The organism is Streptomyces sp. NPDC096339 (assembly GCF_044762985.1).
In the GTDB taxonomy this organism is placed as follows: domain Bacteria; phylum Actinomycetota; class Actinomycetes; order Streptomycetales; family Streptomycetaceae; genus Streptomyces.
Genome location: NZ_JBIWFI010000008.1, coordinates 23,715 through 36,699, shown reverse-complemented (window position 1 = coordinate 36,699; position 12,985 = coordinate 23,715). Strand labels below are relative to the sequence as shown.

Sequence of the window (12,985 nt, the reverse complement as noted above, 5' to 3'; positions counted from 1 at the left end):
GCGGGGACTGTTCGGTGGGGACTGTTCTACGGGGACTGTTCGGGGAACGGCCGGGGCCCTGCTCCCGGCTCCGCGGCCAGGCGCCGCTCCAGCCGGAGGATGGCGCCCCGTACGCCGTTCCCGTACCCGTCGTCGGGCAGCGCGGCGGCCGCCGCCCGGGCCCGGGCCAGGTGCACCCTGGCCGCCTCGGGCCGCCCGAGCTTCACGTAGTCGTCGGCGAGGCTCAGGTGCAGGGACGGGTAGAACCCCCGGGGCATCAGCGGCCCGTCCCCCAGCGCCTCGGCGGCGGACAGTGCCCTGAGGTCCCAGGCAAGCTCGTCCTCGGGATCGTCCTGGGCGTCGGCCATGTAGTGCGCGAGGGTGCACCGGTGGAGGGAATCGCCCTCGGCCCCGAGCTCGGCCCAGATGTCGCCGAGCCGGTTGCGGGCCTCCTCGCGGTCCCCGGCGTGCAGCAGGATGACCGCTTGGCCGATCCTCGTCATGACGGCGTCCTCCGACGCCTCCTGCTGCTCCGTCACCGCGGCCTCCGGCTCGCTCCGCCAGACCTGCTCCGGTCTGATCATCAAGAAGCTAGCCGGAGGCACCGGCAATGGCGCCGAGGCGCGGTGTGGCGTCAGCCGAGGTCCGGGATCCGCCAGTCGATCGGCTCATGGCCCTGGGCGGCGACGGCCTCGTTGATCTGCGTGAAGGGGCGGGATCCGAAGAACTTCTTCGCCGACAGCGGGGACGGGTGGGCCCCCTTGACGATCACGTGGCGCTCCTCGTCGATCAGCGGGATCTTCTTCTGGGCGTAGGCACCCCACAGCACGAAGACGGCCGGGTCCGGACGGTCCGACACCGCGCGGATCACCGCGTCGGTGAACTTCTCCCAACCCTTGCCCTTGTGCGAATTGGGCTCGGCCTCGCGGACCGTGAGCACCGCGTTGAGGAGCAGGACGCCCTGAGCGGCCCACGGCATGAGGTAACCGTTGTCGGGGACGGGGAGGCCGAGCTCCTCCTTCATCTCCTTGTAGATGTTGCGCAGCGAGGGCGGGGTCTTCACGCCGGGCTGCACGGAGAAGCACAGGCCGTGGCCCTGGCCGGCGCCGTGGTACGGGTCCTGGCCGAGGACCAGCACCTTCACCTGGTCGAAGGGGGTGGCGTCCAGGGCCGCGAGCACCTGCTCACGGGGCGGGTAGACCGGCCCGTTCGCCCGCTCCTTCTCGACGAACTCGGTGAGCTCTTTGAAGTAGGGCTGGTCCAGCTCCCCGCCGAGGACGGGAAGCCAGGACTCGGGCAGCATCTGGGTCACGGCACAACCTCCGGTACAAGTTCTTGCGACTGATCAAGAACCTACCGGGAGCCACTGACAACGCGTCGGCCGCCTCCCGGCGGCCGACGCGTGCGGCCTCGCTACCAGCTGGTCTTGCGGTAGAACTCCCACATCTGCATGACGGTCTGCGGGTCCAGGGCCCGCTCGGCGCCCGCGATGTCCTCGCGCGCGGCGACGTACAGCTTGCCCTGCCACAGGGGCAGCAGCCGGACGTCGTCGGCGAAGACCTGCTGCGCGAGTTCGAACTCGCGGACTCCGGCGGAGCGGTCGCCCTCGCGGCGGGACTTGGGCAGGAGTTCGTTCAGGATCTGGGCGGGCTCGTACGGGGTACCGACCGCGTTCTCCTTGCCGACGAACGGCGCGATGAAGTTGTCCGGGTCCGGGAAGTCGGGGAACCAGCCACGACCGAAGACGGGGTACTCCTGGTTCTTGTAGCCCGCCTGGAAGGCCTTCCAGGGCGCGCTGCGCAGGGTGACCCTGAAGAGCTGGCTCTCGTCCAGCTGGCGCTTGAGCTCGGTGAACTCGTCGGCGGTGGAGGAGCCGTAGCGGTCGGTGGTGTACCAGAAGGTCAGATCGACGGCCTGGGTGATCCCGGCGTCCCTGAGGATCTTCCTGGCCTTGTTCACGTCCGGCTGGCCGAACTTGTCGTAGAAGGGCGTCTTGTGGCCCACGACCCCCTTGGGGACCATCGAGTACAGCGGCTCGGCGGTGCCCTGGTAGACCTTGCCGACGAGCGCGCCGCGGTCGATCACCTGGGCGATGGCCTGGCGGACCGGGAGCTTGGCGATCGACGGGTCCTTGGGGTTGAAGACGAGGTAGCGGATCTCGGCGCCGACGTTCTCGACGACTCCCACGCCCTGCCCGTGCGAGGCGGGGCTCTGGAGGTCCAGGATCTCCGGGGCCGACAGGCCTCGGTAGATCACGTCGATCTCCTTCTCCTTGAGGGCGGAGATCATCTTCGGGGAGTCGGCGAAGTAGCGGATGGTCACGCCGGAGTTCTTGCGGTTGGCGAAGCCGTTGTAGTTCTCGTTGCCGTTGAGGACGGCCTCGCCGCCCTCCTTGTACGAGTCGAGCACGTACGGGCCGGAGCCGACGACCTTGCCGTCGTTGCGGACCTTGTCCGCGGGGTACTCCTTGGGCGCGACCAGCGACGCGGCGGGCGAGCCGAGGACGAACGGGAACGTGGCGTCCGAGGTGTTCAGGTGGAAGACGACCGTCAGCGGGTCCGGGGTCTCGATCTTGTCGAGCGTGCCGAAGAGGTCCTTGGGGCCGACGTCGGACGCGATGGTCCTGATCCGGTCCAGGGAGTACTTGACCGCCTTGGAGTCGAGCGGCTCGCCGTTGGAGAACTTCAGGCCCTTGCGCAGGGTGCACCGGTACGCCTGGTTGGCCGCGTCCGTGAACTCGCAGCCCTGGGCGGCGTCCGGCTGGGGCTTCGTGGAGCCCGTCGGGAAGGCCACCAGGGTCTGGTAGACGTTCCGGTAGAGCTCCCAGGAGCCGTCCCACGCCGCGGCGGGATCGAGGGTGCTGGGGGCGCTGGTAGTGCCGACGACGATGCGCTTGGCGTCGTCGCCCTTGTCGTCCGAGAGCAGGCCGCATCCGGCGAGCAGGGATATGGACGCAAGGGCCGCAGTGATCTGCAGACATCTGGTCCGGATGAACACGTGCACGCTCCTCGATCAGCCAGGGGTGCGGCAGACCCTACCGCAGTGCCCCACGATTCCAATGGACAGGTTTCGTGGGGCACATGACCGGTTCCGTGCGTATTCGTGACACATTCACCTCCCTTAAGGAAGGCCATGTGTCCGATTATCGATCAATGCACTCCGGCATTCAGGAACATTCCTCCATCCACGACGAGAGTTTGTCCCGTGATCCATTCCGCTTGTGCAGATGTAAGAAAGGCCGCGGCCCCTCCGATGTCCTCCGGAACCCCGAGCCGGCCCAGCGGATAGGCGGCCGCGGCCTCCTGCTCGCGGCCTTCGTAGAGCGCCTGCGCGAACTTGGTCTTGACCACGGCCGGCGCGATCGCGTTGACCCGGACCCCGGGGGCCATCTCGTGGGCGAGCTGGAGGGTCAGGTTGATCATCGCCGCCTTGCTCATCCCGTACGCCCCGATGAAGGGCGAGGCCGAGACGCCGGCGATGGAGGCGATGTTCACGATCGCCCCGCCGTTGTCCTTCTGCCAGGCGTGCCAGGTCCGCTGGGCGAAACCGAGCGCCGAGATCACGTTGGTCTCGAAGACCTTGCGCGCGACCCCGAGGTCCAGGTCCGCGATCGGGCCGAAGACCGGATTGGTGCCGGCGTTGTTGATCAGGAAGTCGACCCGGCCGAACGCCTCCATCGTCCGCTCGACGGCGAGGGCCTGGTGCTCCTCGTCGTGCGCCTTGCCCGCGACCCCGATGACCCGGTCGGCGCCGAGCCGCTCGACGGCCTCCTTGAGCGCGTCCTCGTTGCGCCCGGTGATGCACAGCCGGTCCCCGCGGGCCACCAGCGCCTCGGCGACGCCGTAGCCGATGCCCCGGCTCGCCCCGGTGATCAGCGCGACCTTGCCGCTGTCCGTTCCTTCGTACGTCATGTCGTACGCCCCTGCCTCTCGTCGACCGGTCAGTTGAGCGGGCCGCCGGCCACGTACAGGACCTGGCCGGAGACGAAGCCGGCCGCCTCGCCCGTGAAGAAGGCGATGGCGTTGGCGATGTCGTCGGGGGTGCCGACGCGCTGGACGGGGATCTGGGTGGCGGCCGCGGCCTTGAAGTCCTCGAAGCCCATGCCGACGCGGGCGGCGGTCTGCGCGGTCATCTCGGTGGCGATGAACCCGGGGGCGACGGCGTTGGCGGTGACGCCGAACTTGCCGAGCTCGATGGCCAGGGTCTTGGTGAAGCCCTGCAGACCCGCCTTGGCGGCGGAGTAGTTGGCCTGGCCGCGGTTGCCGAGGGCCGAGCTGCTGGAGAGGTTGACGATCCGGCCGAACTTCGCCTCGACCATGTACTTCTGACAGGCCTTCGACATCAGGAACGCGCCACGCAGGTGCACGTTCATGACGGTGTCCCAGTCGGACTCGCCCATCTTGAACAGCAGGTTGTCGCGCAGCACACCCGCGTTGTTGACCAGGACGGTCGGAGCGCCGAGCGTGCTCGCGACGCGCTCGACGGCCGCCTCCACCTGCGCGCCGTCCGAGACGTCGCAGCCGACGGCGAGGGCCGTGCCGCCGGCCGCCGTGATGGCCTCGACGGTGTCCTTGCAGGCGGCCTCGTCGAGGTCGAGTACGGCGACCGACCGACCCTCGGCGGCCAGGCGTACGGCGGTGGCGGCGCCGATGCCCCGGGCCGCCCCGGTCACGATCGCGACGCGCTGCTCGGTGGTGGACATGCTGGATCTCCTCGCCCTTGAGAGACGGCCGCCCAGAGGTGAGCAACCGCTTAGTAGCTTCAGCTGAGGAGACGCTAGGAGCCGCAGCGCCGCGCTGTCAACGGGAGCCCGCCGAGGGCGCGGGACCGCGTCCGACGCCGCCCCGGGCGCCACTCGACCCCGGGGAACTTCCGGCCCGCAGGGGACCGATCCAACCCCGAAGGTGACCGATCCGGCCCGGCCGGGGACAAATCCAGCCCGGCCGGCGTTCGAGGCGCGGGGGTTCGGGGGCGGAGCCCCCGCAACAGCGCCGCACCCGAAGGCCGGCGGGCCCTCCCCGGAGGGGTCAGCGCACCAGCAGGTCCAGCAGCCGCTCCACCTCCGCGGCCGGGTCGGCCGTGAGCCCCGTGTGAACGGGCCCGGGCTGCACGACGGTGCTCCGCGGCGCGATCAGCCACCGGAACCGCCGCCCGGCATCGTCACCGGCCGCCTGCCCCGCCGCGGTGCCCCCCGCGCACACCCCCTCCACGCCGCGCAGCGCGGCCCGCACCCCGGCCACATCGGCCCCGGGGTCCAGCGCGAGCAGCTTCGCCTCGTCGAGGTGGGTGCGCGCGGCGACGTACCCGTGCGCCCGGCAGTAGACGATCACGCCGGCGTTGAAGCACTCGCCCCTTTCCATCCGGGGCACCACACGCACCAGCGCGTACTCGAACACGTCCCGCTTGGTCACTCGTCGCCGCTCTTCTTCTTGGTCTTGTGGGGCCATTCCGCCAGGTGGTCGGTGAGCCAGCCCGGCGGCTTCCGCGGGGCCTTCACCTCGGCCTCCATCGAGATCCTCTCGTGGATCGTGGCCGCGCGCGGCAGCAGTGCCTCCACGTAGGCGCGCCGCAGCTCGTCCGTGGAGCCGAAGCCGGGCTCGTCGACCAGCCATTCGTCGGGGACGTCGGCCGCGACCTCGGTGAGCAGCTCCTCGGTGACCAGCGGCGCGAGCGCTGCCGCGGCGCTCGCGATGTCCGGGCCCACGGGGGCGAGGACGTGGTCGGAGGCGTTGTAGGGCTTGGCGGCCGCGGCCGCGGCGGTGGGCCAGTTGTGCTGCCAGATCATGGTGGCGCCGTGGTCGATGAGCCACAGGTCCCCGTGCCAGACCAGCATGTTGGGGTTGCGCCAGGACCGGTCGACGTTGTTGATCAGGGCGTCGAACCAGACCACGCGCCCCGCCTCGACCGGGTCCACCTCGTACGCGAGCGGGTCGAAGCCGATCGATCCGGGCAGGTAGTCCATGCCGAGGTTGAGTCCCCCGCTGGCCTTGAGCAGCTCCTGGACCTCCTGGTCGGGCTCGGCGAGCCCGATGACGGGGTCGAGCTGCATCTGCACCAGCCTCGGGACCCGCAGGCCCAGCCGCTGGGCGAGGCGCCCGCAGATGACCTCGGCGACCAGGGTCTTGCGGCCCTGGCCCGCGCCGGTGAACTTCATGACGTACGTGCCGAGGTCATCGGCCTCGACGATTCCTGGGAGCGAACCGCCCTCGCGCAGCGGCGTGACGTAACGGGTCGCGATCACTTCGGACAGCATCCGCCCAGGTTACGGGGGTCAGCTCGACGGAGCCCACTGCATAAGCAACGCTTCGGTCGTGGTGATGGCCGCGACCAGCCCGAGGGAGTTGCGGATCACCTCGGCCGTGCAGGAGGCGGGCACCCCGGCGATGGCGTCGGACGGGACGACCACCTGGTAGCCGAGGTTCACGGCGTCGAAGACGGTGTTGGGGATCGCGATGTTGGAGGAGACCCCGGTGACGACGAGGGTACGGACGCCGAGGTTGCGCAGCAGCGCGTCGAGGTCGGTTCCGGCCATCGGGGAGAGCCCGTGGAGCCTGCGGACCACCAGGTCCTGTTCGGCCACGGTGATGGGGGCGGCGACCTCCACGGCCGCGCTTCCCGTCAACTGGCGGACGGGGAGCTTCCCGGCCGCCCGGAACAGCCTCGCGTTGGTGTTCGCCCCGCGCCCGTCCGGCCGCCGCTCCGCCACCGCGTGCAGCACCTGTACGCCGGCCCGGCGCGCGGCGTCGGTCAGCGCCGCCACCCGATCCAGCATCCCGGAGTCCCGCGCCTCCTTGGCGAGTTCGGGCAGCGCGCTCTCCTCGCCGACCACCCCGTTCTGGCATTCGACGGTGAGCAGTGCGGTGGTGGCGGGATCGAGTTCCTGCATGGCTCCCCCTGGCGTGACGGCCCGACAGCCCGCATGATTCCTGACACATAGTCAGATGTGAAGGGGTGCGGGACGGATGGACGAGGCACGCTCGGCGACGGCACAGCGGCGGGGTCGCCGCATCATGATGAGCGACACGGAGGTGGACGCCTTCCTGCGCGAGCAGCGCACCTGTCGGGTGGCCACGGTCTCCCCGGACGGCCGCCCGCACGTGGGCGCCCTGTGGTTCGCCTGGGATGGCACCTCCCTGTGGCTGTACTCGATCACGCGCAGCCGGCGCTGGTCCGACCTGCGCAAGGACCCGCGGATCTCGGTGGTCGTGGACTCGGGCGAGGCGTACGACGAACTGCGCGGCGTGGAACTGTCCGGCACCGCCGTCTTCGTGGGCGAGGCCCCGCGCACCGGCGAGCCCTGCCCGGAGCTGGCGGAGGCCGAGCGGATCTTTCCGGCCAAGAACTTCGGCCTCGACGAGATGCCGCACGACGGCCGGCACGCCTGGATCCGCCTCACCCCGGAGTCGGTCGTCTCCTGGGACTTCCGCAAGCTGTAGGGGGCGCTACCCGATTCCGGCGGCCGCCTCCCGCAGGGCCTCCACGGCGGCCCGGATGGAGGGCCGCCGGTCGGCGTCCGCGCGCCAGACCGCGTACACGTGACGGCGTACGGTGTCGCAGACCGGCAGCAGCCGGACCCCGGGCGGCACCGGGCCGCGGCCCAGCTTGGGCGCCACGCACACGCCGAGCCCGGCCTCCACGAAGGCGAGCTGGGTGTGGTGCTCCTCGGCGATGTGCGCGATGCGCGGCTCGATCCCCGTACCGCGCAGGGTGAAGACGAGCCACTCGTGGCAGAACTGGCCCTCGTTCCAGGAGATCCAGTCGTCCTCGCCGAATTCGGCCAGGGAGATCCGGTCCCGGCCGGCCAGCCGGTGGCCCGCCGGGACGGCGATGTCGACGGAGTCGTCGAGCAGGTGGGCCCTGGTCAGCTCGGCGGGGACGGGCATGCGCTTGTTGTGCCAGTCGATGGCGAGGGCGAGGTCGAGGTCCCCGCGCACGACCGCCGCCATGCTCTCTTCCGGCTCCTGCTCGCGCACCCGGACCCGCAGCTCCGGATGGTCCGCGCGCAGGGCGGACAGCACCTGCGGCAGCAGCCCGCGCATGGCGGTCGGGAAGGCGCCGATCCGCAGCTCGCCCACCGCGCAGCCCCGCTGGGCCTCGACGTCGGCCTGGGCGAGTTCCACCTGGGAGATGATCCGTGCCGCGTGGTCGGCGAGCAGTCGCCCGGCGTCGGTGAGGCGGACCCCGCGGCCGTTCTTGGCGAGCAGCGGCTGGCCGATCTCGCGCTCCAGCTTGGCCATCTGCTGGGAGACGGCGGAGGTGGTGACGTGGAGCCCGTCGGCCGCGCCGCTGACCGAGCCGTGGCGGGCGAGGGCGTCGAGGGTGCGCAGGCGCTCCAGGTTCAACATGTAAGCGATGCTACGCCGTCACCCCCACGAAGTCTCGCTTGTCCTACGAAGTTGAGACGCGCACAGTAGGTGCCATGAGCGCACCCACAGCCCCGCGGCCCGACCTCCCGACCACCTCCCCCTCCGTCGCCGCCACCGCCACCGCCCCCGCTGCCGCCGCCGTCCGCCGGGTCCGACTCCTCGACTGGCGGGTCCGCTTCGCGATCCTCTCGGTCATCTGGGGCTTCAGCTTCCTCCTGATCAAGGTGGGCACGGAGGCCTACGCGCCCTTCCAGGTGGCGCTGGGCCGGGTCCTGTTCGGCGCGCTCGCCCTCCTCGCGGTCCTGCTGGTACGCCGCGAGCCGCTCCCCCGGGGGCTGCGCACCTGGGGTCACCTCTCCGTGGCGGCGCTCCTGCTCAACACGGCCCCCTTCTCGCTCTTCGCGTACGCGGAGCTGAACATCCCGTCGAGCCTGGCCGGCATCTGCAATGCCACCTCCCCGCTGTGGGGCATGGCGCTGTCGCTGGTCGCGCTGTCCGAGGACCGCCCGACGCGGCGCCGCTTCGCGGGGCTGGGGCTGGGCTTCCTGGGCGTCCTCACGGTCCTCGGAGCCTGGCAGGGCTTCTCGGGGGTCGACGCCAAGGGCACCGCGTTCGCCCTGCTCGCGTCGCTCTGCTACCCCATCGGCTGGATCTACGTCCGCCGCACCCTGGCCGGGACCCCGGGCTCACCGGTGGCACTGACCGGAGGCCAATTGATGCTCTCCACCCTCCAGCTCGCCCTGGTCAGCACCCTGTTCACCACCGCCCCGGCGTCCTTCCCGCTCTGGCCGACCCTCTCGGTGATCGCCCTGGGCGCCCTCGGGACGGGCATGGCCCTGCAGATGCAGTACGGACTGGTGACGGAGATCGGCCCGACCACCGCGCAGATGGTCACGTACTTCATCCCGGTCGTGGCCACGACGGCGGGCGTCCTGGTCCTCGGCGAACAGCTCCATTGGAACACCCCGGTCGGTGCCGCGATCATCCTGGCGGGCGCCGCGCTCACCCAGGCCCGTCCCGGCCGCCGCCGCCCCGCCTGACCCCTGATAACGTCCGGGCGATCATCACACCGCCTGGGGGGGCACCTCTTGAGCTTGGCCACCGTCCTTCTGTCCGCCGGACCCATCGCCCTCGTCGGCGGCGGCTGGGTCATGTTGAACATCCGCGGATCGGCCGCATCACTGGCCCGCAGGTCGGAGGCCAACGCCGAACTTCGCAGGCACTCCCAGGGCAACCTGGGCCCGGCGCCGCAAGTCGTTACGGCCGGGGTCTGGCGCTACCTGGCGGCATTCTTGGCCCTGGCCGGAGTGGTCTCCACCCTGGGTGGCCTCCTCGAACTCCAATGACCCCGTTGGCCCTGGGCCCGGCCCGGCGCGCCACGGCCAACCGGGCTCACGGCTCGTCCGCCCCCGGCCACGCCGGCGGTCCGACGCGCGGAAGCCGGGGCGGAGCCCCAGGGCGAGGCGGGGCGGAGACCATGGCCAGAGATCAGACCGAGCGACCGCCTCCCGACGGCCGGACCGCCGCGGCGACGGCGTCGGCCAGGGCCGGGATCTCGGCCGGCACGAGCGCCGAGACCGTCAGGCGGATGCCCGGGCCCGACTCCACCCGGTACCGGGACCCCGGCGCCACCGCCCAACCCGCGGCCAGCAGCCCCGCCACCACCGCCGTCTCGCCGACCCCGGGCAGCGGCACCCACACGTTCAGTCCGCTCCGCCCGTGTGCCCGCACCCCCCGCTCCCGCAGCGCCGCGATCACCGCGTCCCGCCGCTCGTCGTAGGCCCGGGACACCGCCGCGCGGTCCACCGCCCCCGAGGTCCACAGGTCCACCACCGCGTACTGGAGGAGCCGGCTCACCCACCCCGGGCCCAGCCGCTGCCTCCCGCGCACCCGGTCCAGCGTCACCGCGTCACCCGTGAGCACCGCCAGCCGCAGGTCCGGCCCGTACGCCTTCGCCGCGGACCGCGTCAGCGCCCAGTGCCGGGTCACTCCGCCCAGGGAGTGGAGCGGCAGGTCCACGATCCCGTGGCCGTGGTCGTCGTCGATCGTCAGCACCTGCGGGTGGCCCGCCAGCAGGGCCCGCAGCTCCGCCGCCCGCTCCGCGCTCAGCACCGCCCCGGTGGGGTTCTGCGCCCGCGGGGTGACCACCAGGGCCCGCGCCCCGGCCGCCAGCGCCCGCGCCACAGCGTCCACCTCGGGGCCGTCGTCGTCGACGGCGACCGGCAGCACCCGCAGCCCGAGGGCGGCGACCAGGTCCATCACGCTCCCCCAGCCCGGATCCTCGACCGCCACCGCGTCCCCCGGCCGCAGATGCGCGGCCAGGACCCGTTCGATCCCGTCCAGCGCGCCCGAGGTCACCGCCACCGGCCCCACTGGAACCCCGTCCGCGTCGAAGTCCGCCCGGGCCAGCCGATCGAGCTCCGGCAGCAGCGGATCGTCCCCGTAGAGGGTCGGTGCCTGCGCGTACCGCCGGGCGGCGAAGGCCAGGGCCCCGTCCAGAGCGGGGAGCAGCGACACGTCCGGGTTGCCCGAGCCGAGGTCCCGTACGCCGGCCGGCACCGCCATCGGGGCCGCGTCGCGGGGCGCGCTCGACGGGCGGGCCCGTACGCGGCTGCCGCGCCGCCCGTCGGTCTCGATGACCCCGCGCTCGCGCAGCGTGCGGTACGCGGCCGCGACCGTGTTCGGGTTCACGCCCAGCTCACCCGCCAGCTCCCGCATCGGCGGCAACAGCGCTCCGGGCGCGAGCGCGCCCGATCCCACGCCCGCTTCGACGCTGGCCGCGATATCCGATGCGCGGCGCCCTTCGATCCGATAATCTCCTAGCACAAAGCCAATTATGCACTAGTACAAGGAGTGCGCACGATGACCGCGACCCCCGCGACGGAGACGGCGTACGAGCCCACCGACCGCACCGTGCCCACCCGCTCCCGCGACCGGGCGCGCTACGACCGCGAGACGGTGCACTCGATACTCGACCAGGCCTACGTCTGCCACCTGGGATTCGTCCGCGACGGCGCCCCCGTGGTCCTGCCCACGCTCTTCGCCCGCGTCGGCGAGGTCCTCTACGTGCACGGTTCCACCGGCTCCCGCCCGCTGCTCGCGGCCGGCAAGGCTGACCCGGGCCTCGCCGTCTGCGTGACCGTGACCCACGTCGACGGCCTGGTACTGGCCCGCTCGGCCTTCCACCACTCGCTCAACTACCGCTCGATGGTGGCCCACGGCACCGCCTACCAGGTCACTGACGAGGCCGAGCGCCGGCTCGCCTTGGACGCCCTCGTCGACCACGTCGTACCGGGCCGCTCCGCCGACTCCCGGCCCGCGAACGCCAAGGAGCTCGCCGCGACGGCGGTGATCCGCCTGGATCTGGACGAGGTGTCCGCGAAGCTGCGCACCGGCGGACCGAACGACGACGCCGAGGACCTGGACCTGCCGTACTGGACGGGCGTGGTCCCCGTCGCACCGGCGTACGGAGCCCCCGTGCCCGCCGCGGACCTGGCCCCCGGCATCGCCGTCCCGGACTACATCACGGCACTCTGAGGACGCTCCCGCACGGCGTCGGGCCCGGCCGCCACCGGCGCGGGCCCGGCCGACGGACGGCGCGCTTCCGCCGCGATCAGCGCTCCCACCGCCGTCAGCAGCAGTACGGTCCCCAGCACCACGGCGCCGGTCAGCCGCTCCCCGAGCACCAGGACGGCGATAACCGCCGCGCTCACCGGCTCGATCAGCATGATCACGGACACGGTCGCGGCCCGTACCGCGGCGGCGCCGGTGAAGTAGAGCACGTACGCGAGCGCGGTCGGCACGAGGGCGACGTACACCAGCAGCCAGAGCACCCGCCCCGGTTCGGCGGTGTGCGGCAGCAGCCCCTCCGCCCAGGCGAGCGGCAGCAGGGCGACCGCCCCCACCGCGACCGACCAGGCGGTGGTGACCAGGGGGTCCCCGCTCGCCCCGCGCTGCCCGAGCAGGCGGGCCCGCAGGGTCATGGCCGCGTACCCGGCGGCGGACAGCAGCGCCCAGCCGACGCCGAGGGGCCGCACCTCGCCGCCCCCGCTGCCCAGCACGAGGACGACCAGCCCGGCCAGCGCCCCGCAGACCGCGGCCAGGCCGCCGCGGCCGAGCCGCTCGCCCATCCAGTACCGGGCCCCGAGGGCGATGAGCACGGGCCCGGCGCCGAGGGTGACGACGGTGCCGACCGCGAGTCCGGTCTCGCGCACGGCGGCGAAGTAGGCGGCCTGGAAGAGGGTGAACAGCAGCCCGGTCCCGATCAGGGAGGCCTTCGACGGCCGCGCCCGCCCGTCGTCCGCCCGGCGGCGCCCGCGCAGGGCGAGCACCGCGAGCAGCACCACGAGCCCGCCCGCGCACCGCCAGAAGGACAGGGCGAGCGGGCCGAGGTCACTGGCCAGGAAGAGGAGGGATGCGGCCGCACCGGCGGTGCCCCAGGCGGCTCCGGCGATGACGAGGTACAGCAGACTGCGCCCGGCGGCGGGCGATTGGTTCGACACGTGGTTCTCCGCGCATGCGTGAAGGATGAGGAAGGCAGGTCATCGCTTCGCGGGCAGCGCGCATCGGCCCGGGAACCCCCGGGCACTCGGTTCGTGAAGGTGCCGCCCGCGCCTAGGCGGCGGGAGGCGGAAGCACGG

The 12,985-nt window shown here is 72.2% G+C and carries 15 protein-coding genes; 4 read left to right on the top strand and 11 right to left on the bottom strand.

What is annotated here, in order from left to right; all coding sequences use genetic code 11:
* Positions 1-26: 26 nt before the first annotated feature.
* The 8 genes from ACIQ5Y_RS13690 to ACIQ5Y_RS13655 form a co-directional block, all read right to left on the bottom strand.
* Positions 27-563, bottom strand: a complete 537-nt coding sequence (locus tag ACIQ5Y_RS13690) for a hypothetical protein (protein WP_403879307.1) — start codon at positions 561-563, stop codon at positions 27-29.
* Positions 564-613: 50 nt separating this feature from the next.
* Entirely contained in the window at positions 614-1,282 is a 669-nt protein-coding gene (locus ACIQ5Y_RS13685) for a uracil-DNA glycosylase (protein ID WP_403879625.1), read from the bottom strand.
* A gap of 110 nt (positions 1,283-1,392) precedes the next feature.
* A complete protein-coding gene (locus ACIQ5Y_RS13680) occupies positions 1,393-2,976 on the bottom strand; it encodes an ABC transporter substrate-binding protein (protein ID WP_403879305.1) in 1,584 nt (527 codons plus the stop codon).
* Between the two features lie 152 nt (positions 2,977-3,128).
* On the bottom strand, positions 3,129-3,890 hold the full coding sequence (locus ACIQ5Y_RS13675) for an SDR family oxidoreductase (protein ID WP_403879303.1): 762 nt from the start codon (positions 3,888-3,890) through the stop codon (positions 3,129-3,131).
* A 29-nt stretch (positions 3,891-3,919) separates the two neighbouring features.
* A complete protein-coding gene (gene fabG / locus ACIQ5Y_RS13670; protein WP_403879301.1) occupies positions 3,920-4,681 on the bottom strand; it encodes a 3-oxoacyl-ACP reductase FabG in 762 nt (253 codons plus the stop codon).
* A gap of 325 nt (positions 4,682-5,006) precedes the next feature.
* Positions 5,007-5,390 (bottom strand): DUF3037 domain-containing protein, encoded by a 384-nt coding sequence (locus tag ACIQ5Y_RS13665; protein WP_384581904.1) that lies wholly within the window; start codon positions 5,388-5,390, stop codon positions 5,007-5,009.
* The gene (locus tag ACIQ5Y_RS13660; protein WP_403879299.1) at positions 5,387-6,232 is read right to left on the bottom strand and encodes a HipA family kinase; all 846 of its coding nucleotides are present in this window, start codon (positions 6,230-6,232) and stop codon (positions 5,387-5,389) included. Before ACIQ5Y_RS13660 ends, ACIQ5Y_RS13665 begins: the two co-directional genes overlap by 4 nt.
* A gap of 18 nt (positions 6,233-6,250) precedes the next feature.
* Entirely contained in the window at positions 6,251-6,865 is a 615-nt protein-coding gene (locus ACIQ5Y_RS13655) for a cysteine hydrolase (protein ID WP_403879297.1), read from the bottom strand.
* A 76-nt stretch (positions 6,866-6,941) separates the two neighbouring features.
* Here ACIQ5Y_RS13655 and ACIQ5Y_RS13650 point away from each other — a divergent pair, with 76 nt between their 5' ends.
* Positions 6,942-7,415, top strand: coding sequence for a pyridoxamine 5'-phosphate oxidase family protein (locus ACIQ5Y_RS13650; RefSeq protein ID WP_403879296.1), 474 nt, complete (start codon positions 6,942-6,944; stop codon positions 7,413-7,415).
* 6 nt (positions 7,416-7,421) lie between these two features.
* Here the strand turns inward: ACIQ5Y_RS13650 and ACIQ5Y_RS13645 are convergent, their stop codons facing one another.
* A complete protein-coding gene (locus ACIQ5Y_RS13645) occupies positions 7,422-8,324 on the bottom strand; it encodes a LysR substrate-binding domain-containing protein (protein ID WP_403879294.1) in 903 nt (300 codons plus the stop codon).
* Between the two features lie 74 nt (positions 8,325-8,398).
* Between ACIQ5Y_RS13645 and ACIQ5Y_RS13640 the strand changes: the two genes are divergently transcribed.
* Both ACIQ5Y_RS13640 and ACIQ5Y_RS13635 read left to right on the top strand, forming a co-directional pair.
* A complete protein-coding gene (locus ACIQ5Y_RS13640; RefSeq protein ID WP_403879292.1) occupies positions 8,399-9,385 on the top strand; it encodes a DMT family transporter in 987 nt (328 codons plus the stop codon).
* A 54-nt stretch (positions 9,386-9,439) separates the two neighbouring features.
* Positions 9,440-9,691, top strand: coding sequence for a hypothetical protein (locus ACIQ5Y_RS13635; protein WP_403879290.1), 252 nt, complete (start codon positions 9,440-9,442; stop codon positions 9,689-9,691).
* A 142-nt stretch (positions 9,692-9,833) separates the two neighbouring features.
* Here ACIQ5Y_RS13635 and ACIQ5Y_RS13630 read toward each other — a convergent pair whose 3' ends face one another.
* On the bottom strand, positions 9,834-11,171 hold the full coding sequence (locus tag ACIQ5Y_RS13630; RefSeq protein ID WP_403879288.1) for an aminotransferase class I/II-fold pyridoxal phosphate-dependent enzyme: 1,338 nt from the start codon (positions 11,169-11,171) through the stop codon (positions 9,834-9,836).
* A 36-nt stretch (positions 11,172-11,207) separates the two neighbouring features.
* On the opposite strand from ACIQ5Y_RS13630, the gene ACIQ5Y_RS13625 reads away from it, so the two are divergent.
* Positions 11,208-11,882, top strand: a complete 675-nt coding sequence (locus ACIQ5Y_RS13625) for a pyridoxamine 5'-phosphate oxidase family protein (protein ID WP_403879286.1) — start codon at positions 11,208-11,210, stop codon at positions 11,880-11,882.
* Here ACIQ5Y_RS13625 and ACIQ5Y_RS13620 read toward each other — a convergent pair.
* Complete coding sequence (locus ACIQ5Y_RS13620; RefSeq protein ID WP_403879284.1) at positions 11,864-12,847, bottom strand: DMT family transporter; 984 nt, start codon at positions 12,845-12,847, stop codon at positions 11,864-11,866. The genes ACIQ5Y_RS13625 and ACIQ5Y_RS13620 overlap by 19 nt on opposite strands.
* Positions 12,848-12,985 lie beyond the last annotated feature (138 nt).